The sequence below is a fragment of the Salinivibrio siamensis genome (genome assembly GCF_001996005.1).
Classification (GTDB): Bacteria; Pseudomonadota; Gammaproteobacteria; order Enterobacterales; family Vibrionaceae; genus Salinivibrio; species Salinivibrio siamensis.
Window position 1 is genome coordinate 102,789 of record NZ_MUFB01000005.1, and the last position, 24,159, is coordinate 126,947.

The 24,159-nt window shown below is 51.6% G+C and carries 19 protein-coding genes and 4 tRNA genes; 6 read left to right on the forward strand and 17 right to left on the reverse strand.

Annotation, left to right across the window (positions count from 1 at the left end; all coding sequences use genetic code 11):
* Positions 1–174: 174 nt before the first annotated feature.
* The 11 genes from BZG73_RS04235 to BZG73_RS04285 form a co-directional block, all read right to left on the reverse strand.
* Positions 175–1,473: an adenylosuccinate synthase gene (locus BZG73_RS04235; RefSeq protein ID WP_069361588.1), complete on the reverse strand. Its 1,299-nt coding sequence runs from the start codon at positions 1,471–1,473 to the stop codon at positions 175–177.
* A 117-nt stretch (positions 1,474–1,590) separates the two neighbouring features.
* Positions 1,591–1,776: a DUF2065 domain-containing protein gene (locus BZG73_RS04240; protein WP_077667689.1), complete on the reverse strand. Its 186-nt coding sequence runs from the start codon at positions 1,774–1,776 to the stop codon at positions 1,591–1,593.
* 92 nt (positions 1,777–1,868) lie between these two features.
* Positions 1,869–2,759 (reverse strand): protease modulator HflC, encoded by an 891-nt coding sequence (hflC, locus tag BZG73_RS04245; RefSeq protein ID WP_077667690.1) that lies wholly within the window; start codon positions 2,757–2,759, stop codon positions 1,869–1,871.
* A gap of 2 nt (positions 2,760–2,761) precedes the next feature.
* On the reverse strand, positions 2,762–3,922 hold the full coding sequence (gene hflK, locus BZG73_RS04250) for an FtsH protease activity modulator HflK (RefSeq protein ID WP_069361585.1): 1,161 nt from the start codon (positions 3,920–3,922) through the stop codon (positions 2,762–2,764).
* Positions 3,923–3,971: 49 nt separating this feature from the next.
* Complete coding sequence (gene hflX / locus BZG73_RS04255) at positions 3,972–5,264, reverse strand: ribosome rescue GTPase HflX (protein WP_077667691.1); 1,293 nt, start codon at positions 5,262–5,264, stop codon at positions 3,972–3,974.
* A 28-nt stretch (positions 5,265–5,292) separates the two neighbouring features.
* Positions 5,293–5,571, reverse strand: a complete 279-nt coding sequence (gene hfq, locus BZG73_RS04260; RefSeq protein ID WP_046074381.1) for an RNA chaperone Hfq — start codon at positions 5,569–5,571, stop codon at positions 5,293–5,295.
* A 77-nt stretch (positions 5,572–5,648) separates the two neighbouring features.
* Complete coding sequence (gene miaA, locus BZG73_RS04265; RefSeq protein WP_077667692.1) at positions 5,649–6,590, reverse strand: tRNA (adenosine(37)-N6)-dimethylallyltransferase MiaA; 942 nt, start codon at positions 6,588–6,590, stop codon at positions 5,649–5,651.
* Entirely contained in the window at positions 6,583–8,595 is a 2,013-nt protein-coding gene (gene mutL, locus BZG73_RS04270; RefSeq protein WP_077667693.1) for a DNA mismatch repair endonuclease MutL, read from the reverse strand. Before mutL ends, miaA begins: the two co-directional genes overlap by 8 nt.
* Position 8,596: 1 nt before the next feature.
* Complete coding sequence (locus BZG73_RS04275; protein ID WP_046074384.1) at positions 8,597–10,285, reverse strand: LysM peptidoglycan-binding domain-containing protein; 1,689 nt, start codon at positions 10,283–10,285, stop codon at positions 8,597–8,599.
* A gap of 1 nt (position 10,286) precedes the next feature.
* Positions 10,287–10,757: a tRNA (adenosine(37)-N6)-threonylcarbamoyltransferase complex ATPase subunit type 1 TsaE gene (gene tsaE / locus BZG73_RS04280; protein ID WP_046074385.1), complete on the reverse strand. Its 471-nt coding sequence runs from the start codon at positions 10,755–10,757 to the stop codon at positions 10,287–10,289.
* Between the two features lie 67 nt (positions 10,758–10,824).
* Positions 10,825–12,297, reverse strand: a complete 1,473-nt coding sequence (locus BZG73_RS04285; protein ID WP_077667694.1) for a bifunctional ADP-dependent NAD(P)H-hydrate dehydratase/NAD(P)H-hydrate epimerase — start codon at positions 12,295–12,297, stop codon at positions 10,825–10,827.
* Positions 12,298–12,377: 80 nt separating this feature from the next.
* Between BZG73_RS04285 and queG the strand changes: the two genes are divergently transcribed.
* Positions 12,378–13,505: a tRNA epoxyqueuosine(34) reductase QueG gene (gene queG, locus BZG73_RS04290; protein WP_156146663.1), complete on the forward strand. Its 1,128-nt coding sequence runs from the start codon at positions 12,378–12,380 to the stop codon at positions 13,503–13,505.
* A 470-nt stretch (positions 13,506–13,975) separates the two neighbouring features.
* Here queG and BZG73_RS04295 read toward each other — a convergent pair.
* The 5 genes from BZG73_RS04295 to orn form a co-directional block, all read right to left on the reverse strand.
* Positions 13,976–14,051: transfer RNA gene (locus tag BZG73_RS04295), tRNA-Gly, on the reverse strand.
* Between the two features lie 18 nt (positions 14,052–14,069).
* Positions 14,070–14,145: transfer RNA gene (locus BZG73_RS04300), tRNA-Gly, on the reverse strand.
* 30 nt (positions 14,146–14,175) lie between these two features.
* A tRNA-Gly gene (locus tag BZG73_RS04305) sits at positions 14,176–14,251 on the reverse strand.
* A 37-nt stretch (positions 14,252–14,288) separates the two neighbouring features.
* Positions 14,289–14,364 (reverse strand) — tRNA-Gly (locus BZG73_RS04310).
* Positions 14,365–14,496: 132 nt separating this feature from the next.
* Positions 14,497–15,042 carry an oligoribonuclease gene (gene orn, locus BZG73_RS04315; RefSeq protein WP_046074388.1) on the reverse strand — a complete coding sequence of 182 codons (546 nt, stop codon included), beginning with the start codon at positions 15,040–15,042 and terminating at the stop codon, positions 14,497–14,499.
* Between the two features lie 79 nt (positions 15,043–15,121).
* Between orn and rsgA the strand changes: the two genes are divergently transcribed.
* The 5 genes from rsgA (at position 15,122) to BZG73_RS04340 (ending at position 22,926) form a co-directional block, all read left to right on the forward strand.
* Entirely contained in the window at positions 15,122–16,174 is a 1,053-nt protein-coding gene (rsgA, locus tag BZG73_RS04320; protein WP_046074389.1) for a small ribosomal subunit biogenesis GTPase RsgA, read from the forward strand.
* 158 nt (positions 16,175–16,332) lie between these two features.
* Positions 16,333–17,133: an archaetidylserine decarboxylase gene (gene asd, locus BZG73_RS04325; RefSeq protein ID WP_152799775.1), complete on the forward strand. Its 801-nt coding sequence runs from the start codon at positions 16,333–16,335 to the stop codon at positions 17,131–17,133.
* 201 nt (positions 17,134–17,334) lie between these two features.
* Positions 17,335–18,741 (forward strand): SLC13 family permease, encoded by a 1,407-nt coding sequence (locus BZG73_RS04330; protein WP_046074391.1) that lies wholly within the window; start codon positions 17,335–17,337, stop codon positions 18,739–18,741.
* A gap of 239 nt (positions 18,742–18,980) precedes the next feature.
* Positions 18,981–20,867, forward strand: coding sequence for a methyl-accepting chemotaxis protein (locus tag BZG73_RS04335; RefSeq protein ID WP_077667695.1), 1,887 nt, complete (start codon positions 18,981–18,983; stop codon positions 20,865–20,867).
* A gap of 181 nt (positions 20,868–21,048) precedes the next feature.
* Positions 21,049–22,926: a methyl-accepting chemotaxis protein gene (locus tag BZG73_RS04340; protein ID WP_046074393.1), complete on the forward strand. Its 1,878-nt coding sequence runs from the start codon at positions 21,049–21,051 to the stop codon at positions 22,924–22,926.
* A 49-nt stretch (positions 22,927–22,975) separates the two neighbouring features.
* On the opposite strand, the gene epmA is transcribed toward BZG73_RS04340, so the two are convergent.
* Positions 22,976–23,953, reverse strand: a complete 978-nt coding sequence (epmA, locus tag BZG73_RS04345) for an elongation factor P--(R)-beta-lysine ligase (RefSeq protein WP_077667696.1) — start codon at positions 23,951–23,953, stop codon at positions 22,976–22,978.
* Positions 23,954–24,159 lie beyond the last annotated feature (206 nt).

The following is a 24,159-nucleotide window of genomic DNA, read 5'->3' on the forward strand; positions in this document are numbered from 1 at the left end:
ACAGCAACGCGCACGCTCGCCGTGTGCTTTTTTGTATCGGCACCTTGCATACTGACTTTAGCAAAGGCGGCAAGTTTTTTCCGCTTTCACGCGATCTGGCTTCCAACGCCACACCAAAATAGTAAAAAAGCCAGCGATCAACGCTGGCTTTTAGTATCGAACCGTCTCACGTGCTTAGCTATTAAAAGGATGCACTTTGATGATGGTTTCGTTACGGTCTGGACCGGTCGAGATCACATCGATAGGCACGCCCGTCAGCTCTTCGATACGCTTGATGTAATCGAGCGCTGCTTGCGGCAGTTCGTCGAGAGATTTCACTCCAAAGGTGTTTTCACTCCAGCCCGGCATGCTTTCATAGATAGGCTCGATGTGCTCATACGCGTCAGCTGCTAGTGGAGACACCTCAACCGTGGAACCGTCTGCCATCTTGTAACCGGTGCAGATTTTGATTTCTTCCAAACCGTCCATCACGTCAAGCTTGGTTAAGCAGAAACCCGATACCGAGTTAATCTGCACAGCACGACGCATTGCCACCGCATCAAACCAACCACAACGACGCTTACGGCCAGTGGTGGCACCGAACTCAGCGCCCTTGGTGCCAAGATGCATGCCAATCTCGTCATCCAACTCAGTCGGGAATGGGCCTGCCCCTACTCGCGTGCAATAGGCTTTGGCGATACCCAGCACATAACCAAGATGACGCGGACCAAAGCCTGAGCCTGCCGCTACACCACCAGCGGTGGTGTTCGATGAAGTCACATACGGATAGGTGCCGTGGTCGATATCAAGCAAGGTGCCTTGTGCGCCTTCAAACATGATTTTGTCACCACGCTTGCGAGCATCATCCAGCTCTTGGGTGACATCCATCACCATACCAGTGAGAATGTCCGCTTGCTCCATGACTTTTGCCAAGGTCTCTTCGTAGCTCACCGGCTCGGTTTTATAAAAATGCTCGAGCTGGAAGTTATGGAATTCCATCACTTCTTTGAGCTTTTCAGCAAAGGCTTCTTTATCAAACAAGTCGCCAACGCGTAGGCCACGACGGGCAACCTTGTCTTCGTACGCAGGACCAATACCACGGCCTGTGGTACCGATAGCTTTCTTACCGCGTGCTTGCTCACGTGCTGCGTCAAGCGCAATGTGATATGGCAGGATCAGAGGACACGCTTCTGACAGGAATAGGCGCTCACGAACCGGCACGCCACGTGCTTCCAGCTCACCCATTTCTTTCAGCAAGGCGTCCGGGGACAACACCACCCCGTTGCCGATAATGCATTTAACGTTGTTGCGGAGGATACCAGAAGGAATCAAGTGTAGGACGGTCTTTTCACCGTCAATGACAAGAGTATGACCTGCGTTGTGACCGCCTTGGTAGCGCACCACGTATTTTGCATCTTCAGTCAAAAGATCAACGATCTTTCCCTTACCTTCGTCACCCCATTGGGTGCCGAGAACGACTACGTTATTACCCATCTTCTTCGATATGCAGCTAGTTAAAAATGGATTCTAGCACCTTAAAAACTCGGTTGCAGTCATTTTTTAACCGTATTGACATTTTCACGCCTCTTCTCGGTACCAGGTGGCTGAATGCTAGGTTAAAAACTGGTAAGCCAGCATACTGCCAATCACCACTAAGCAACCGCCAATACGCCGCAACTGGGTGTCAGATTGCTCACCTAAAGCCATGACCATTTGTCGCCACTGTTTGGGCAGTAACATCGGTCCCAACCCCTCAACCACTAATACCAGCGCTAGCGCGCCCCACAAGCTAGTCATCCTTACCTCCTACGTCGAAAACAGGGGATGACGACATAAAAAAAGACAAGGCCAGAACCTTGTCTTTTATGCGTCGCTACCCATCTAACGATTTACTTTTCTATCGCTTCAGGTTGCTTCATGTATTTGAAGAAATCACTCTTCGGATCCACGACCAGCATATCGCTCTTACTGTCAAAGCTCTTACTATACGCTTGTAGCGAGCGAACAAAGCTATAGAACTCAGGCTCTTTTTTGAACGCACTGGCAAACAGCTTCGCCACTTTTGCGTCAGCTTCACCACGAGTGATCCGCGCTTGACGTTCTGCTTTGGACAGAATTGTCGCCACCTCTAGCTCGGCTTGCGCACGAATGATTTCCGCTTCCTCGCGACCTTGTGCACGATGACGACGGGCAACCGCCTCACGCTCAGCACGCATACGGGCATAAATCGACTCACTGATTTCACTCGGGAGGTTGATACGCTTGATACGCAAGTCAATCAACTCAATCCCTAAATCACGCGAGCCCTCGCTGGCCGCACGCTCAAGGACGCTTTCCATCACTTGATCACGTTTTTCAGACACAATCTCTTTGATGGTCTTATTACCAATTTCGGCACGCAGGCCATCGGCAACACGACGTTGCAACAGAGATTCAGCCGTCAATTTATTACCGCCCCCCGTGGACAGATAATACTGACCAAAGTCTTTAATACGCCATTTGACGTAAGAGTCGATAATAACGTCTTTTTTCTCTGCGGTGACAAAGCGATCAGCGCGATCATCCATGGTTTGAATACGCGCATCCAAGGTCTTAACGCGATCAAACAATGGCAGTTTGAAGTGCAGACCCGGTTGGTAGATCTTGGCAATATCATTGTCCGCTTTTAGCACGCGTCCAAAACGGATAACAATGCTGCGCTCACCTTCACTCACCACGAAGATCGACATCAAAAAGACCACTGCCGCTAGGACGACAACGGGGATCATCATCTTACGCATGCTTAGTATCTCCCTTCTCGTGATGAACCAGAACGCGGCGCCGACTCTTGCTGTTTAGGCTGCGAGCTTTGCTCAAGCTCAATACCGTACTGGCTGCTCGACGTTTCTTTACGCTGGTTAGCGCCAACGGCTGCGCCTCCCATTAACTTATCCAGTGGGAGATACATGAGGTTGCTGTTTCCGCTTTGCGAATCCACCATCACCTTACTGGTATTGCTATATACTTCTTCCATGGTCTGGATGTATAGCCGGTTACGCGTCACGCGTGGTGCATCACGATACTCAGGCAACAGTTTCTCAAATTGAGAGACTTCACCCTCAGCTTCGTTAACCGTGCGCTCTTTGTAACCCAGTGCCGCTTTTTTCAGCGTTTCTGCACGACCCGTTGCTTTCGGCAACACATCATTGCGATACGCTTCAGCTTCACGGATAAAGCGGGCCTCATCCTCTCGCGCTGCAATCGCATCATCAAAGGCGTCTTTGACCTGCTCAGGTGGGCGCGCATACTGGAAGTTAACATCCACCACCAACAAGCCCATTTTGTACTTGTCGATGATGTCGTTCAGCTCAACTTGGGTGCGCTCACGCACTTCTTGACGACCCCGGGTGATGATGTCATCCATCAAAGAGTCACCCACGACCGCACGCAATGCCGAATCAGTTGCTTGACGCAAGCTATCATCGGCGTTGGTCACGCTATACAAATACTGCTGTGGATCCATCACGCGGTACTGAACGTCCATCTCGACGTTGACGACGTTTTCATCTTTGGTCAGCATCAGGCCAGAGCTGTTGAGCGAACGAATCGACTCCACGTCCACCGTGCTTACCGTATCCACAAAAGTTGGTTTCCAGTTCAGGCCCGGTTGAACGATACGATCATACTGACCAAACCGTAAGACCACACCACGCTGAGCTTCCCCGATGGTATAGAACCCGGAAATCCCCCAAACAATGATGCCCACTAGCGCGAGGACGCCTAGCCCTGCCATCCCACCGCCGAACGATGGTCCTTTACCTTTGCGGCCACCTAAGCCGCCCAGTTTGCGACTTAGTTTGTTAAACAATTCATCAAGATCCGGTGGCCCTTGATTACGGCCTCCACGATTCCCCCAGGGGTCTTTGTCGGGACCGCCATTGTTTCCTGGCTCATTCCACGCCATTCGCGCACTCCATCAAATTGATCTGACGATAATTTTTTACTCTAGCAGCCTAATCACTGACGATAAAGTCGCCGAGCTGGTTGCCTTCTCTTTTTTCTAGTCGATACCAGTCTGTTTGTGGCAGCCTGACATCGACAAGTAGATGCCCATCATCTTGGTACTCTTCACTGACAATGCATCGCATCTGGTGAAATTTACTTTGCATTCGTCCGGCCATGCTGGGTGGTAGCCGTAATTGATGCCGCACCATGGTGCCAGATAAACGCTCGGTAAGGGCTTCAAATATGAGCGCGATACCCTGACCAGACAACGCTGACACCCATACTGCTTTCGGAACGCCCTCTTCGTCCCGTTCAATACGAGGCTCAGCCTGATCCAGACTATCTATCTTGTTCATAATGATAAGATGAGGCACATCTGCCGCATCGATTTCATCTAACACACTGTTTACCGCTTCAATGTTTTCACCAAAGCGTTCATCACTGGCATCGACCACGTGTAGTAGCAAGCTCGCTTCTTGCGTTTCTTGAAGCGTTGCTTTAAATGCCGCGACCAAGTCATGCGGTAAGTGACGAATAAAGCCGACGGTATCCGCCAATATCGCGGTACCCACGTCGTCCACTTCAATACGGCGCAATGTCGGATCCAAGGTGGCAAACAGCTGATCGGCCGAATATACCCCCGCTTCGGTGATCCGATTAAACAAGGTCGATTTGCCCGCATTGGTATACCCCACCAATGACACAGTCGGCACTTCTGCCCGTGCGCGAGCGCGCCGCCCTTGCTCTCGCTGTTTCGCCACTTTATCCAGTCGCTTTAAAATCGCTTTTACCCGATCACGCACTAAGCGACGGTCTGTTTCTAACTGAGTTTCACCCGGGCCACGCAAGCCAATCCCGCCTTTTTGACGCTCAAGGTGAGTCCAGCCTCGCACAAGCCGGGTAGATAAGTGACGTAACTGTGCCAGCTCAACTTGCAACTTACCCTCATGGGTACGCGCGCGCTGGGCAAAAATATCGAGGATTAATCCGGTCCGGTCTAACACTCGGCATTTAAACCGTTGCTCTAGGTTGCGCTCTTGCGCCGCGGATAAGGTGTGATTAAAAATCACAATGTCCGCGCCGACTTGTTGCACTGTATCTGCTATTTCTTGGGCTTTTCCCTCTCCAACAAAATATTTGGGGTGAGGGGACTGACGGCTGCCGACAACAACTTGCAAGGCGTCGACACCCGAGGATGACACCAGCATTTGAAATTCGCTGAGATCATCCCACTCGCCATCATGGGTAAAATTTATATGAACGAGTACAGCCTGTTCACCGGCCTCGTAACGGTCAAACAAGCGATAGACTCCTTAGCAATAGAATGCTTTATTCCTCAGGTTTTTCTTGCTGACGTTCGCCCTGTGGACGCTCACCAGCTCCTTGGTTATTGTTGTGGTGGCTCACAGCTCGTGCCGGCACAACGGTTGAAATCGCGTGTTTATACACCATTTGATTAACCGTATTTTTTAGCAGGATCACGAACTGATCAAACGATTCGATTTGGCCTTGCAACTTAATACCATTTACTAAGTAAATGGAAACAGGAATGCGTTCACGACGTAACGCGTTCAGGAATGGGTCTTGTAATGATTGCCCCTTAGCCATTATTTCTTTTCCTTATTTGTTTGTAATTGTAGTCAATTGTCGCGGTTAAGCAGCGTCCTTGTCAGTGACAGTATACATCAAGTTTCCGTCCCTGCCGTCAACGCTTTTGTCACCGTTTGTAAAGACAGCGACGGCGTGTCGCTATCAAGCCAAGTCACATTATCCCAGCCTCTTAGCCAGGTTATCTGACGCTTGGCTAACTGGCGCGTCGCGCAAATCCCACGGTAAACGGCTTCATCATGGGTGCAACGTCCGGCCAAATAGYCCCACATCTGACGGTACCCGACACAACGAATCGAGGGCAGATCGACATGCAGATCTTCGCGTTCGTATAGTGTGCGTACCTCTTTTTCAAACCCCGCGTCGATCATTTTATCGAAACGACGCTCGATGCGGCGATGCAATTCACCTCGATCCTGAGGCGCTATTGCAAATTGGTGTACCTGATACGGCAAAGGTTCACCTTTTTTTTCTGTTAATGCTGTTAGGGTCTGGCCACTGATCCGATAGACTTCTAACGCCCGCGTAATTCGCTGAGGATCGTTGGGGTGGATACGCGCCCCCGACACGGGATCAACCTCGCACAACTGAGCATGTAATGCTTCCCACCCATGCTGTTGCGCCTCGTTTTCTAACGCTTCACGGATGTCAGAATCCGCACTCGGCAACGGTGATAGTCCTTCTAGCAATGCTTTAAAATACAGCATGGTGCCTCCCACCAACAGTGGGATCTTACCATCCGCGACGATCCGCGCCATTTCTGTGAGCGCATCGTCACGAAAGTCTGCCGCCGAGTAGGCCTGAGACGGATCACGAATGTCGATCAAACGATGGGGGGCTTGCGCTAATTCCTCCGCGGTTGGCTTAGCTGTCCCAATATCCATCCCGCGATAAATCAGTGCCGAATCAACACTAATGATTTCCACTGGCAAAGTCTGGCGTATTGCAATGGCCAAATCCGTTTTCCCGGATGCAGTCGGCCCCATCAAAAAAATCGCTTTAGGCAGCGGATTAGTCATGCTGTAATGCTTCTATCACTGAGGTCAGGTCGAGGCGTTTAAAGTAGCGCTGGCGCCCCTTTTCTAACGCATCCCCCTGCCAATATTGTTCAATGTCCGATACGGTTTGTACCGCTTGCGCAAGGCTGACTGGATCCGATGCTACTGTCAACTGCTTTGCCAGCCAACAGCACATACTCGCGCTGTGATCCATGTGGGATTGCTCAGGATCTAATTGCGCTAAAAACGCCAATAACGCAGGGATAAAAGCCTGTAAGTTATGCTGTCTTAGTGGCTGACAGACTGACATCACCATTAATTGCTGCCCTTTAGGGCGAATATGAATACCAAACTGCCCAAGTAACGCCTGATACTGGATCACGCGCTGACACTCTTCTGTAGAGGCAGATAACCGTTGTGGGATCAATAGAGGTTGCGTGACTAGCCCCTCACCCAGAGCGGGTTGTAGCGCGCCTTGATGGCGCCAGCATTCTAACCGGTGATGATCGGCCAGCCATAATCTCTCACCCCATACCATCAGCACATAGTGCTGCTCAACCACTGAAAGCACCTTCCCTAATCCAGGCTGACCCGTGCTCGTGGTTGTTGAAACGGTATCAAGAGCTGCCGGGACGCTGTCGAATGGCGACAAATTCGTCGCACGCGTTGGCGTGGCACCACCTAGGTCAGTCCCGGCATCCGGTTGGGGGGTCATCAATGCTTGATACGCTTGCGTCGCTTGCTTTGAGGGTGAACGAGAAGGAGCATCCGCTCTCCCCGGCCAGTCTGAACCGTGAGAAGGTCGGCCACGCGTTGGGCCATCATCGGCGTGGTGCTTATACGCTGTATCACGCGACCAGGAAGCCGGTGATGCCCCGTCTTCCTGCCGTTTACCAGGGTAATCAGGAAACGCGTCAACCGCTTGTTGATAAGGGTTGGGGTTGGCAGTCGCGGAGGCTCGCGGCTGATAAGTGACGGCTTCTCTCACTTCGCCCGTCTCAGGGTCCACACTGTGGTCTTCAGAGAACAACGCTTGTTGTAAGCCGTCATAAATGGCTTGATAGATAAAATCATGCACCAAGCGCGCCTGATGAAAACGGACTTCATGTTTGGCCGGGTGCACATTAACATCCACTTGATGCGGATCGACATCAATATACAGCACGAAAGCGGCATACTGATCCTGGGCAAGGCTTTGTTCATAGCCTTGACGAATCGCGTGGTTAATCAGCTTATCTTTCATCATTCGCTGATTAACAAAACAATGCTGCATATCGTTTTGTTGTCGTGCGCCTGCCGGTGTGCAGATCCAGCCTGTCAGTGTCATGTCGTGGTGATGTAGGTCAATCCGCAACGCATGCTCAACAAATTTTTGCCCACAAATCGCCTTAACGCGGCGTAACGGGTCACCATTTTCTGATACACGTCGATATTGGCGCACTTGCGTGCCGTTATGGCGCAGATTGATGGTGATATCAAACCGACTCAATGCAATGCGGCGTAATAGCTCATCGATGTGACCAAACTCGGTTTTGTCGGTGCGTAAAAATTTGCGCCGTGCTGGGGTATTAAAGAATAAGTCCACCACTTCCACGGTACAGCCGACGGGATGCGCGGCGGGTTTGACATTCACCGCCATCTCTCGCCCTTCGGCAAACGCCGACCATGCTTCTTGCTGGTCAGCTGGACGCGAGGTGATGGTAAGACGTGATACCGAGCTAATACTCGCCAGCGCCTCGCCGCGAAAGCCGAGGCTCATGATCGCCTCAAGATCGTCAAGGCTATGGATCTTAGACGTGGCGTGTCGACTCAGGGCAAGCTGCAGATCGGCTTTGCTGATCCCACCACCATTATCACGCACCCGGATCAGTTTGCTGCCGCCTTTTTCAATATCCACATCAATACGGGTCGCTCCCGCATCAATGCTGTTTTCCACCAGCTCTTTCACCACCGAGGCAGGACGTTCGACCACCTCCCCAGCAGCAATCTGGTTAGCAAGGCGCGCGGGTAAAATCTCAATCGCCATATCAGCTTCCTGGGATGATCAAGGTTTGCCCGACCGCCAGCGTATCAGAGCGTAATTCATTGGCGCGACGGAGGCTCTCAATGGTCACTCCGTAATTGCTGGCAATTTTGCCAAGGTATTCACCGCGTTTGACTTTGTGTTTGACCGCTGGCGATGTCGCACCCGGCACGCTTAGCTTTTGCCCCACCCAGAGCGTGTCAGACTTCAAGTTATTCGCGCGGCGCAGCGTCGCCACCGAGACCTGATAATGCTCGGCAATTTTGCCAAGAAACTCTCCGCGACTCACGGTGTGCGTCAGCGTACGCGTTGACGTCGTTTTACTGGTCTTGCCTGCTAATTTAGCAACATCAACATTGGGGATCGATAACACTTGGCCAACCCGTAAGGTATTGGAGGTTAACCCATTCGCCGATTTTATCGCGGCGACGGAACTCTTATATTTTTTGGCAATGACCGACAGTGACTGGCCGGCACTGACTTTGTGTTTTACCCCGTTTTTGCGCGCAGCAAACAAGGTGCCATCCGGCGGGAAGCGCTCAAAATAATTGCGAATACCATGATAGACCGCATCCGCGAGCCGGCGCTGATGATCCCGCTGAAATAGCAGGCGTTCTTCTTGTGGATTAGAGATAAAGCCAACTTCGACGAGCAAAGACGGTATGTCTGGTGACTTTAATACCGCGAGGCTGGCGTGCTCTGGACTCGATTTATGTAATTTGGTGACTTTGCCGAGCTCCTTTAGGACGCGTTTCGCAACATTAAAGCCTTCCTTTTGCGAGTTACTAAACTGCAAGTCCAATACCGCACGACTTAAGTATTCGTCCTCATTATTCTGAGCCAGCAAAGAGCCCCCACCCAACAAGTTAGATTGTTCTTCATGTTTTTCTATCCAACGACCAATTTCACTGTTCGCACGGCGACGAGAAAGGACCCATACCGATGCGCCACGAGGTTGTGGTTTATGGAAACCATCTGCGTGCACCGAGACCAATAAGTGGGCTTTGTGTTGACGCGCAATTTCAGACCGACGGTTCAAATCGACAAAGTAATCCCCCGTCCGCGTTAAAACCGCACGCATGCCAGGAACAGCGTTAATGCGTGCCGCCGTTTGCTTAGCGATAGAGAGCGTGACATATTTTTCAAATTTACGGCTAGGCCCCACCGCACCGGGATCATTACCGCCATGCCCGGCATCGATTGCCACTACGATATCCTCGGTGCCAAAAGGCAATGCAGCCACCGTCTCACGTCGCTTCTTTTCAGCAACAGACAACGCGGGTTTATTTTTATCTACTTTCTTAGGATGGGGTAAATCAACCACCAGCCGGTGGCCATATTCTCCCCCGGGGGCGAGCGAGAAGATATGCGGCTTGGCACCGTCTTTTAACTCAAAAACTAACCGATACGTCGATGCCTCGGGCGGACTGCTCTTACGGATTTTACGCAAGATATCACTGCCTTTGACTGGCTTAGGTAAGCGCGTAGCCAGCTGGCTCTGCTTTAAATCAACCACCAGCCGATCGGGACGTGACAGTGAGAAATAGCTAAAATCCGGTTTATCTTCAAGATCTACCACCACCCGTGTCTCATTGGGGGCGGGCCATACCCGAATATTTTCAATCTTATTGGCCCAACTTGTTGCACTCAACAAACTGGCGATCATCAAGATGCAAAGCCGCTGCCACATCATGCTAGTCTTCCCACTCTAGACGGTCGATAATTGCGATCCCAACGCGGGTATTCGCGTCAATAACCAGTTCACGCTGCTCACCGTCATAGCGCAGAGTAATGTCTAGATCGGCGCGCGGTAACCAGCCTTGGCCTTTTTCCGGCCATTCAATCAAGCAAAGCGCCTGATCATTAAAATAATCACGGATCCCCATAAACTCCAGCTCTTCCGGATCGCCCAACCGATAAAGGTCAAAATGGTATATGTGCCAGGGTGGCAATAGGTAAGGTTCCACGAGCGTATAGGTGGGGCTTTTCACATTCCCGGTATGTCCCATTGCTTGCACAAAACCGCGGCAGAAGGTGGTTTTGCCGGCGCCAAGATCACCGTGCAAGTAACAAGTGGTATTTTGCGTACATGCACGCGCCAACGCGGCACCAAACGCCACAGTGCGATCGGCATCAGTCAATGAGGTGGTAAAAGTCTGGGTCATACTACAAAGGGATCTCATCTTTATATGGGTATTCGTCGCACCTTGCATGGCTACCGCCACCCGTGCGCTAATCTACTAATTGTTGCAAATAGGGGAATAGATCGCTGGCCAATAACCCCCGTTCACCTGCCTCGGCCGCCTTATCACCCGCTTTGCCATGAAGATAGCACCCCAGAGCCGCGGCAGGAAATAAGTCTACGCCTTGCGCCAGAAGACTGCCTATGACACCCGACAACACATCGCCCATTCCCCCAGACGCCATGCCAGGGTTACCGACATTAGCAACAGCATAATTTGTGCCATCATATACGATTGTTCCCGCTCCTTTAAGTACGGCAACGCCACCATAACGCGTGTGTATCGCTTTGACGGCAGCAAAGCGGTCAAGTTCCACTTCTTTGATTTCACAACCTAATAAGCGCGCGGCCTCACCGGGATGTGGGGTGAGGATCCAGTCATCGCGATGTTGTGGCTGCCGCGCTAACTTATTGAGGCCATCCGCATCAATCACCTTGGGCGTCCGGGCACTCATGGCGATCGTCCACAACGCATCCGACCACGCACTCTGACCGAGTCCCGGGCCAATGACCAAATGTGTTGCCCATGCCAACGTCTCACTGAGTGATTGGCCGGGCTCCCACCCTTGCGTCATCAGTTCTGGCTGACGTGTTACCAGCATCAGGGTATGCGCTTTTTGCGTCACCACTTTGACAAGCCCGGCACCGGTTCTTAACGCCGCTTGCGCTGACAAGGCCACTGCGCCCGCCATGCCCTGGTCGCCCCCTAAACACAGGACGCGACCGAATTGTCCCTTGTGTGCGCTACGCGAGCGTTTAGGTAAATGCGGCTCGACCCAGTCATCACGAACAAGGTAACCCGCAGGGGTGGACTGACGCGAGAATGCTGTCGCGATATTCAGGCCTGCAAACATTAACTCACCGCGATGGGCAACCGCTTGGCCGGTGAGCAATCCTTGCTTTAACGCAATCAAGGTGACGGTCACATCGGCGTCAATAGCCACGCCTTTCACACAGCCACTATTGGCACAAAGCCCAGAGGGAATATCTACCGCAACCACAGGTACCGCCGCGAGGTTGATGGCGCTGATCGCCTGAGCAAACTCCCCCTCCACGGCACGCGATAATCCGGTACCCAAGATAGCATCGACCACCACATCGAACTGGCTGATCGTTGGTGGGTGTTCAACATAGCTACCACCACAATCTTGCCACTCTTGCCAAGCGGTCGCCGCATCACCCTCCAGTTTGCTTGGTGTCACTAGCGACCACACGGTAACGCTTAACCCCGAGGATTTGGCAAGCCGCGCAATCACATAACCATCACCCGCATTGTTACCGGCACCACATACGATTAATAGTCGTGCCGCATTGGGATAATGTTGATTGATACAGTCAAACACTGACTGCCCAGCACGTAGCATTAGCTGATACATGGGAATCGACAGTGCACGCGCGACCGCTTGCTCGCCTTCACGAACTTGCTCTGCGCGATAGAAACTCTGTGGTAAACTTGTCGCCATTAAGTGCCTCCATTGATTGTACTGCACCACCCAAGGCCTCAGGATCTATCGCTATGTCGCAACCCAAGCCCGATGCATCCATTGATTTCGACCAACTTGCCCAACGTATCAAGCAATGGGGGCAAGCGCTAGGCTTCCAGCAAGTGGGGATCACGGATGTTGATCTCAAGCAACATGAAGCGCAATTACAGCGCTGGCTCGACAACGGGTATCACGGTGAGATGGCGTGGATGGCCAGACATGGCATGATGCGTGCGCGACCGGACGAACTGGTGCCAGGCACAGTGCGCGTGATCTGTGTGCGGATGAACTACTTGCCGCCTAACGCGGGCTTTGCCCAAACACTGGCCAATCCTGATTTAGGATATGTGAGTCGTTACTCGCTGGGACGTGACTACCATAAACTGATTCGGAATCGACTCAAAAAGCTGGGCCAACAGATTGAGGCTGAAGTGGGCCCATACGGATATCGTCCTTTTGTCGACTCTGCACCTGTTTTAGAGCGCCCGCTCGCGGAGAAAGCCGGCTTAGGTTGGACAGGCAAACATTCCCTGATCCTCAATGATGAAACCGGATCCTGGTTCTTTCTCGGTGAGTTATTGGTGGATCTTCCTTTACCCGTCGACACCCCTGTCGAGAATCAGTGCGGTAAATGTGTTGCCTGCATGACCAGTTGTCCCACTCAAGCAATCGTCGCAGAAGGCGTGGTCGACGCGCGCCGCTGCATTTCCTACCTGACTATCGAATATGATGGCGTGATCCCCTTAGAATTTCGCCATGCCATCGGTAACCGTATCTATGGTTGCGATGACTGCCAGCTGGTTTGTCCGTTTAACCGTGAGGCCGAGATCACCTTAGAGGCCGATTTTCATTGTCGCCCCAGCCTCGAACAACAGCCACTCACCACGCTGTTCAACTGGGATGAGGAGACCTTCTTATCGCTCACACAGGGGTCGGCGATACGTCGCATCGGGATCCAAAAATGGCGGCGCAACCTAGCGATTGCCATGGGCAATGCCCCCTTCAATCAAGCGATCATCGACAGTCTCAAGGCGCGGCTCGGTGAGGACGAGCTGGTTGACGAACATATTCACTGGGCGCTCAGCGAACAAGAGAAAAAACGACAGCGTATTGATGTCAAACCATTACCCACAGGGACGCGTCGTCTCGTGCGCATTATAGAAAAAGGATTGCCTCGTGACGCTTAATCGGAGGCTTACAAGCGGAAAGATGACGCTATTCACATAATGTGGAAAACCGTCACGCAATGCGCATTTATGGTGCGCTTTTTGATAGTTAAACACATTGATGGTGCATTAAGCGAGCAAGATCACGTAAGTGAATAACACTGTGGAAAAGCGTTAGCTAACCTGAAAGAAAACCATGCATTTTTCTTATTTTACAAGCATTTAAGGTATGTTTGCGTTTATTTCACATGTGCAACATAGATACCGTGCCTGATGATAAGATAACCAGCACCGTACACAGCAACAAATCCATTAACTGGTTTATCCACAACGCTTTCTCTGTGGATAAGTCTGTGCAGTATTGGTAAAAACCGCGCCACCGTGCGCTTTCAGAGAAAGCATGGACGGATGGGATTTGTGTAAGAAATGATGCTTCACAGCATTAAAGATGGCGCTATGTTAAACGCCACACTGGTGGTTAACCAAGTGATTGGAGCGACACACGGGGTTCGAACCCGTGACCTCAACCTTGGCAAGGTTGCGCTCTACCAGCTGAGCTAGTGTCGCTTATTCCGAATTGTTGTTTGGAGCGACATACGAGGTTCGAACTCGTGACCTCAACCTTGGCAAGGTTGCGCTCTACCAGCTGAGCTAATGTCGCATTGCTGATGCATTACATCGCATTTTAATTTGGAGCGACACACGAGGTTCGAACTCGTGACCTCAACCTTGGCAAGGTTGCGCTCTACCAGCTGAGCTAGTGTCGCTTAGATCGGCCTGATCAACATCAGATCGATATTAATTTGGAGCGACATACGAGGTTCGAACTCGTGACCTCAACCTTGGCAAGGTTGCGCTCTACCAGCTGAGCTAATGTCGCTTTCAACAGACGATTCACGTCGTTAGGGCTGCGAATTATACGAAGAAAAAACCGGGTTGCAAGTGCTGGTGAGCAATTTTTTGGTTTTTTCTTTTAATCGCTCAAAAGAGCATCAGATCGATGACTGCCCCATCAGATCGTTAAGATCCTCTCTCGATAGAAGCGTAATTCTGCAATTGATTCTCGGATGTCGTCAAGCGCTAAATGGGTTCCCTGTTTAGAGAAATCATTCAACACCTCAGGTTGCCATCGACGTACCAGCTCTTTTAACGTACTTACATCCACCGTACGGTAATGAAAATAGCGCTCGAGCGCTGGCATGTGGCGATAGAGGAAGCGTCGATCTTGCCCCACACTATTACCGCAAATCGGTGACGCGCCAGACGGCACCCATTGCGATAAGAAAGCGATGGTCTGCTCAATGGCGGTTTGCTCGTCAATATCACTCTGTTGTACGCGCGCCACTAAGCCAGACTGGCTATGGGTACGCGTGCACCAATCATCCATTTTGTCGAGCTCGCTTTGCGGTTGATGTACCGCCAGGACGGGCCCCTCAGCCAGAATATTCAACTGTGCATCGGTGACAATTGTCGCGATCTCAATGATCTTATGTGTATCCGGATCCAGCCCCGTCATTTCCAGATCAATCCAGATTAAATTGTTTTCACTGAACGCCATTGAACTTGCCTTTTTTATCGATAAACCATGTATCATACTGTGCTTGATATGAAAGCCAACTTAACCGATAAGAGTCAACGTGGCAAAAAAGAAAAAACTGACGAAGGGTCAACTGCGACGGGTAAGATCCAACCAACAACGCCGGATCAAAGAGAAAGATACCGATCTGCAATGGGAAGATGCCGCACTGGAATCCGCGCGGGAAGGGCGGGTTATCACGCGGTTTGGACAACATGCTGATATCGAAGATCCCGACACAGGTAAGATACACAGATGCAATATTCGTCGCACTGTCCATAGTCTGGTCACTGGCGACCGTGTAGTATGGCGACCCGGTAAAGAAGCGCTCGATGGCTTTGCTGGCGTTGTGGAGGCGGTGCATGAACGTGACTCCGTGCTCACTCGCCCCGATTATTACGATGGGGTCAAGCCCGTCGCGGCGAACATTGATCAGGTGGTGATCGTGGCCGCTATTTTGCCCGAGCTGTCGCTCAACATTATCGACCGCTACCTTATTGCCTGTGAAGCACTGGATATCGCGCCCCTGATTGTGATCAACAAAGTCGATTTGTTGGATGAAGAGGGCCATGAGATGGTCGATGATCTGCTCGATATCTATCGAGATATTGGTTATCCCCTCGTGATGGTCAGTGCGGACTCGGGCGAAGGCATGTCAGCGTTGATGACACACCTAGACCAGCATGTGAGCGTCTTTGTTGGGCAGTCCGGCGTCGGGAAGTCCAGTTTGGTCAATACCCTACTCCCCGATGTGCACGCGCATACGCATCAGGTATCGGAAAATTCAGGGCTTGGTCAACATACCACCACCGCCGCACGCTTGTATCATTTTGATCAAGGCGGCGATCTGATTGACTCCCCCGGCGTCCGTGAGTTTGGCTTATGGCATTTAGAACCGGAACAAATTGCTCATGGCTTTGTCGAATTTCGTGATTATTTAGGTGGCTGTAAGTTCCGCGATTGCAAACATGGCGATGATCCTGGTTGCCTACTGCGACAAGCGGTCGAAGACGGACACATTAGTGTCGAACGTTTTGATAGCTACCATCGCATCATTGAGAGCATGAAAGAAGCCAAAGACAACCGTCAGTTCTCGCGGAATAAGCAACACTGAGCGATTGTCACTTTACTGACAGATTCGCTACACTGCGCGCCAATAAAAGGCACGTCACTGACATCAACAACCCGATAATTGGTTAGGACTACACTGTGCGAGACGATTTGAAAGTCGGCCTACAATACCTTACGCCGAAACACGCGTTGACCCGATTGATGGGGAAACTTGCTAACTTGAAAGCGGGTTGGTTCACCACCGCTGTGATCAAATGGTTTATCAAGCAATATCATGTGGATATGAGCGAAGCAAAAGTGAGCGATCCCAGCCACTATCGCACCTTTAATGATTTTTTCGTTCGCGAGTTGAAGCCGGCGCTGCGCCCCATCGATGGCGACGAGGCAACGCTGGTCTTTCCGGCTGACGCCTGTGTCAGTCAAGCAGGCGCGATTGAACAGGGCCGCTTGATTCAAGCCAAAGGCCATAGCTTCTCTCTGACCGAGTTAGTGGGTGGAGATGACACGCTTGCGGCGCAATTTGACCAAGGCGAATTCGCCACCTTGTACCTTTCTCCTCGCGACTATCACCGCGTTCACATGCCGTGTGACGGTGTGTTGCGAGAGATGATTTATATTCCTGGCGATTTGTTTTCAGTGAACCCACTGACGGCAGAAAACGTGCCAAACCTCTTTGCGCGGAATGAGCGCGTGGTGTGCGTCTTTGATACCGCGTTTGGCCCCATGGCACAAATATTGGTCGGCGCCACCATTGTTGGCAGTATCGAAACCACGTGGGCCGGGACGGTGACCCCGCCAACCGGTGGCAGTATTCGTCGTTGGCAATATCCAACCGACGGTGAGCAGGCGATGCACTTTGCTCAAGGAGAGGAAATGGGCCGATTCAAACTGGGCTCTACCGTGATTAACCTCTTCCCGAAAGGGGCGGTACGCTTTGATGACGCCGTCTTACCTGGTGAGCCGACACAATTGGGGCAAGCTTACGCACACCGCCAGCACTAACGTCCCGCTAAAAACCTGGGAAAAATGTGAAATATGGGGCATTTATGCCCCTTTTTTGTGTCGAAATTCGGATATTTTTCCCGTTAATCCAAGATAAAGCGCCGTATGATACGGATATTCCATTACTGATAATAAGGCGCACGCGACTCTTCGCGTCTAAGGCGGAACGCGCTCGCCCATCCATGACGAAGGAGCGTATTTGTGGTTAATGCTCGTTTTATCAAATTGCTGGTCGCCCTCGGCTTACCGCTGTTACTACTGTTAGTCCCTACCGATTGGTTACCCATTGCTAACCTCACTATTATTCAGCACCGTTTGTTAGCGATATTTCTGATGGCGGCCTTGCTGTGGGTCCTTGAGCCTGTGCCGGTGTTTTCAACCTCTTTGCTGATCATTACCCTGCAGTTGGTGATGATATCCGATAAAGGCTTACACTGGTTTCGCGGTATCACACTGCATCATCCTCGCGGAGACTTAATTCCTTATACCGACATTCTCAGCGCCTTTTCATCCCCTATCATTATTCTGTTTATGGGCGGGTTTTCACTGGCTATTGCCGCATCAAAATATGAACTCGACATCAATTTGGCACGTGTGCTGTTGAGGCCGTTTGGTCACCACCCTAAATTTATCATGCTTGGCCTGATGCTGATTACCGCGGTATTTTCGATGTTTATGTCAAACACTGCCACCACGGTGATGATGCTGGCCCTATTAACGCCAATTATCGCGGTGTTACCCAAAGGTGATCCTTTGGTCAAGGCACTCGTGCTTTGTATTCCCGTGGCAGCGAATACCGGTGGCATTGCCACACCTATCGGCACACCACCTAACGCTATTGCCTTACAGTATTTAACGGGGGAGTATAAAGTCTCTTTTCTGGGTTGGATGCAGATGGGCCTGCCTTTCGTGATCGTTCAGCTCACCTTCGCCTGGTGGCTATTACAACGACTCTTTCAGAGTCAACAAACCCGCGTGAATCTCGCTTTAGAAGGCCGTTTTTTACAAAGCTGGCAGGCTTACACTGTCTATATCACCTTCGCCCTCACGATCGTGCTGTGGCTCACCACCAGTTTGCATGGCATGAATACTTATGTGGTGGCGGTGATCCCACTGGCGATTTTTACCCTCACTGGCATTATTGGTAAGCCAGAGCTCAAACAAATTAACTGGGATGTGTTGTGGCTGGTCGCTGGCGGGATTGCCATGGGGATCGCGCTCGACCAAACCGGCCTAGCCGCGGCGCTCGCTCATGCGGTCGATTACAGCCTGCTTACCGCCATGACGGTGCTGGTTACCTTGTCGATTATCTGCTGGCTGATGGCGAACTTTATGTCCAACACAGCCACCGCTAACCTCTTAATGCCGATAGCTGCGGCCATCGCGACCTCCATGCCCGCACTGGCAAGCATTGGCGGTATGCAGGGGCTATTGATTGTGGTCGCCTTTTCCGCTTCCTTGGGGATGATACTGCCGGTCTCGACGCCACCCAACTCCCTAGCATATTCAACCGGATTTATCAGCAGTCAAGATTTGGTCAAAGTCGGTATCATCTTAGGCATAAGTGGCTTAGGCCTAGTTTATACCGCTGTCCTCTTACTCACATGACAACCGTTTAACGATTGAGACACAAAACGATAGATTCGCCCCAGAACGAGAAAATTGATATTTTTCATCCGCTAAAAATGGGATAACACTGATGATGTGAGTAAGACAGCCAGCTGAGCTTTGAGGATAAATCCACTTTTTGCAAAATTCTTTATCCCTCATTGACTCAAGCTTTCTACAATTAAGCAGATACTCAATAAGAAAGTGTCATCAAAACGTGGTAGTACGAGGGATCTTTAATGAAATTCACCATCAAGACCAAAATATTGCTTGCTGTTGCTTTGGTCGTTGCCTTAGTCAGTGCAGTACAGGCATGGTTTTCCGTTAACCAACTGGAACAAGAGACGCAGCAAAACGTCACTGAGCAAATGCGCGATGTCGGTCTTTCCACCAGCAACTTTATCGAAGAGTGGCTAGATATCCGCAGTGACATGCTAGTCGCCAATGTGCCACTGATTGCGACCCAGCCGAATGTCGATCGTGAATTATTGCTGACCAAGCGCCAGGGTAACTTTCTCACCGTTTACGCCGGCTTTGCAGACGGCTCGATTGCTTATGGTGACAAAACAGAAAGCTGGCCGGCCAATTATGACCCGCGGACTCGACCTTGGTACAAACAAGCCAACGCCGCCAATGAGCTCATCATCACACCGCCTTATGTCGATGCCAATGGTGCCGGGATGGTGATCAGTTTTGCCAAATCGTTCAATCAACGCTTTGAGGGCGTTATCGCGGCGGATCTCTCCGTTGACGCCATTGTGCAAGAAGTGCTCAACGTGCGGTTACCCAACCAAGGTTTCGCCTTTTTGGTGGACGGGAATAACAATGTCGTCGCTTATCGGGATACCGCGCTCAGTACCAAAGCGCTCACCGAGGTTGACGATGAGCTCACCCCCGCTTTTATCCAAAAGGCACGTAACAGTGACGCACTCGCGAGCATTACCTTTGACGGTGACGGAAGAGAAAAGCTGCTCGCCGTGACGCCCGTTGAAGGCGCTGACTGGAGCCTTGGCGTGGTACAAGACAAAAAGTTGGCGTTTGCGTCTGTCTCAGAGCAGATTGTGTCCACCTTAGTCACGTCAGTGATTCTCTTTGTGATCATTGCATTGATTGCCGGCGCCCTTATCCACCGGATGTTAGCCCCCCTGACCCAACTGACACAGGCAGTGAGCTCGCTGTCAAAAGGCAGTGGGGATCTGACTCAGCGCCTTGATATTGTCCGTAAAGATGAAATCGGTGAGCTAGCCGGGCACGTCAATGCGTTCCTTGAGCAGTTACAAGCGATGATAGGCCGCAGCGTCACCCAGAGTGTCACCTTATCGGATCGCGCAGACCAATGTCGCAATCTTGCTCACCAGTCCAGTAGCTTGGTGGGGCAGCAACAGGGCGATGTCGATCAAATTGCTACCGCCATCCATGAGATGTCGACCACCGCCAACGAAGTTGCGAGTAACGCTGAACAAACCGCTCGCTCTGCCCAAGAAGCGGAGAGCTCTTGCCGTGATGGATTAGAGGTGGTGGAGAGCAACCGTGATGCCATTACCCAACTGGCGGAACAAGTGGAGCAAGCGACGGATGTGATTCGAGAGTTGGATACCAATTCACAAAGCATCAACCAAATCATCTCCACCATTCAGGATATTGCTGAACAAACCAACCTACTCGCGCTTAACGCCGCCATTGAGGCCGCCCGAGCCGGCGAACAAGGTCGTGGCTTTGCTGTCGTCGCCGATGAAGTGCGTGTATTGAGTCAGCGTACTCATGACTCCACGGAAGAGATCCGTAACATGATTGAAACGCTACAAAACACCACTCAACGCGCGGTGGATGGCATGACCCAAAGTAATGATATGGCGACCTCAAGTGTCGAGCGCGCGGCCTCAGCGAGCGAGAAACTCAACGAAATCACTCGTGCAATTGGCGACATTTCTGAGATGGCGGCACAAATTGCCAGCGCAGCTGAAGAGCAACGTGCGGTGACCGAGGATATCAACCGCAATACCCAAGCGGTGCGTGACCTATCGTTAGAGATCCACCAAAAATCCAATGAAACGGGCGAGCAAGGTGAGCAAATGGCGCAAGATGCGCAAGAAATGCACAACGACCTCTCCAAATTCAAAGTATAACCTGAGCCACTGCAGTCTGCCTACCTGGGTAGGCAGACTGTCACTGGAAGAAAGATCACAGATTCATCCATCTTCTCGCGCTTTGCCGCTGTTGTGACCGCATTTTGTCTTATCGATCCAACTTTAGTGCAAACGTTGCGTATACACTTGTGACACTTTTCAAGCAGATGGAAATGTGTCTATGCCCAAGCCAACCATTAAGCTAAAAATCATTGTGGCGATTGCCTTTATCGTGGCCTTGGTCAGTGCGGTACTTGCCAGCATTTCTGTGCGTCAACTCCAAAGCGAGACGACCAGCAGTATCACCAAGCAAATGCATGATGTCGGGGATGCCACCGTCCAGTTTATCGATAGCTGGCTGAGTACGCGCGCCGATATGCTATTGGCAAACGAATCACTGATCGCCAATAAGGCTAATGTGGATCGCGAGCTTCTTGTCACCAAGCGAGCGGGGCATTTTCTCTCCGTATATGCCGGCTTTGAAGATGGCCGTATCGCCTACGGTGATAAAAGCGAAGATTGGCCCGCCGACTATGATCCGCGCACTCGCCCTTGGTATCAAAGCGCCAGTGACGCCAATGGCTTAATCATTACCGAGCCCTATCAAGATTTCGACGGCAGTTTGGTGGTCAGTCTCGCCAAGGCCTTCAATGGCCAATATCAAGGCGTGCTGGCTGCCGACGTCACCGTCACCGATATTGTCGAGCAAGTGTTAAATTTGAAACTCAGTAATGGCTTTGCCTTTCTCGTCGATGGTGACAACCGCTTAGTGGCGTATCGCGACACAGATCTCAGTCGCCAACCCCTCACTGAGCTGGATGAAGAGCTCACCCCGACATTTATGGCCAATGCAAGCGCACAACGCCAACTCACCACCTTTGAGCTCAATGGCAAAGAAAAGCTACTCGCGGCTATCGAAGTACCCAACACCGATTGGACCTTGGGTATCGTTGAAGACAAGACGCAAGCCTACGCCTCAGTATCAGAGCAAATTACCTTTGTGCTGATCGCCTCAGTGATTTTGTTTATCGTGATTGCCTTTGTCGCCGGCGCGTTAATCAAACAACTGCTAAAGCCATTAGGCGAGCTGACAGGAGCCGTGCGCACACTCTCTGCAGGTGAAGGCGATCTGACGCAAAGGATCAACATCGCCCGCCAAGATGAAATTGGCGAATTGGCTGAATACGTCAATGCCTTCCTCGCTCAGCTCCAGCAAATGGTGGGTAAAGCAGTAAACCAAAGCATGACGTTGTCAGAAAGTGCTGAGGAGTGCCGAACCCACGCCCTGCAATCCAGTCAGCTGGTTGATAAGCAGCAAAATGATGTTGATCAGATCGCGACGGCGATCCACGAAATGTCGACCACAGCCAACGAGGTCGCCAGTCACGCCGAAGATACGGCCTCATCGGCGCAACAAGCGGAGCAGTCATGCCAAGAAGGGTTGAGCGTGGTCGGCGATAACCGCAATGCCATCACTCAGTTGGCCGAGCAAGTGGAGCGAGCCACTAATGTGATCCGCGAGCTGGATGAAAATGCACAGAGCATTAACCAAATCATCGCGACGATTCAAGGGGTGGCAGAACAAACCAACTTGCTTGCCCTAAACGCGGCGATTGAGGCAGCGCGGGCAGGCGATCAAGGGCGCGGTTTTGCCGTGGTCGCCGATGAAGTGCGTGTGCTCAGCCAGCGTACCCATGACTCCACCGAAGAAATTCGCAACATGATTGAGACGCTACAGCACACCACGCAGCGCGCGGTCGATGATATGACTCAGAGTAACGAGATGGCCACCTCCAGTGTGGATCGCGCCGAAGCGGCCAGTGAGCGCCTGAATCAAATCACCAGCGCCATTGGTACTATCTCAGAAATGGCGATTCAAATTGCCAGCGCCGCCGAGGAGCAGCGCGCGGTCACTGACGATATCAATCGCAATACCCAAGCGGTGAAAGATCTATCTTATGAGATCCACCAGCAAGCCAGTGCTACCGGCGATCAGGGAGAAAGCATGGCGCAAGCCGCGCGGGATATGCATCAAGATCTGTCAAAATTTAAAGTCTAGGTGAATGCCCTTTCAGACGCCGCCGCAAGGCGGCGTTTTTCTTATGGCGCTACGCGCGTGAGACAGGAAACGCGGTCACCGCATCAATGTGATCACAACCGAGCGCGAGCATCACAAGGCGATCGATCCCTAGCGCGACCCCTGCACAATCAGGTAGGCCACTTTCCAGCGCTGACAACAAGTGCTCATCGATAGGTTGTGGTGGTAGACCGCGAGCCACACGTGCCGCATTATCCGCCTCAAACCGCTGTCGCTGCTCGTTGGCGTCTTGCAACTCATAAAAGCCATTGGCCAGCTCAACCCCTCGGTAATACACCTCAAACCGATGCGCAACACGCGTGTCTGCTTCGCTGATTTTAGCCAGCGCGGCTTGCGATGCAGGAAAGTCATAAATAAAGGCGGGCGCCTGCTGGCCAATATTCGGCTCCACCATCACCGAGAAAAGCAGCTGCAGCAAGGTATCTTTGTCGGTTTCATCCTGAGTGATATCGGTGAGCCCTTGGGTGGCAGCCAGTGCACGCAACTGATCAATGTCCGCAGTGAGAGAGCACAGTCCGGTGCAAGATTCAAAGACCGTTTGATAGCTCATCCGTGTCGCGGCTTGGCACCTCAGCACCGCTTGTAACAAGGCATCCATTTCGTCCATCAAGTCATGGTGGGTATAGCCAGGTTGATACCACTCCAACATCGTAAACTCGGGGTTATGGTAGCGCCCCGCTTCTTCATTCCGAAACGCTTTGCTGATTTGATAAATAGCCCCACTTCCAGCGGCTAATAGCCGCTTCATATGGAACTCTGGACTGGTCATGAGGTGCAAGGCGACGCCGTCAGCAAAACCCGGCCCAACCAAAGACGTTGTGAAGCTATGAAGGTGCACATCGGTCACCGCCGCTTGACTCAGTGCTGGGGTATCCACTTCCCATACATCACGGACGGCAAAAAATTGACGGATACGGGCTATGATCGCAGCGCGCTTTTTAAGTTGTGACACGCTTGCTGTTGGCTGCCACCGATTCCTCTCACTCATACGTTTACCCTTGCGCTCTCTGATGGCGCCAGTCTATCGCTGCCGCCTGGAATGACAAGTGCTCATCGTCGCTGTCACACAACAACTACGTGTCACACAACGCATTTTCTTGGTGAGTATTTCTCATTTTTACAAGATCGGCAGGCACTTAACGACTAACATCACACTTTTATGCAATTTAACACCCATGCCCGCAAAATCACGGC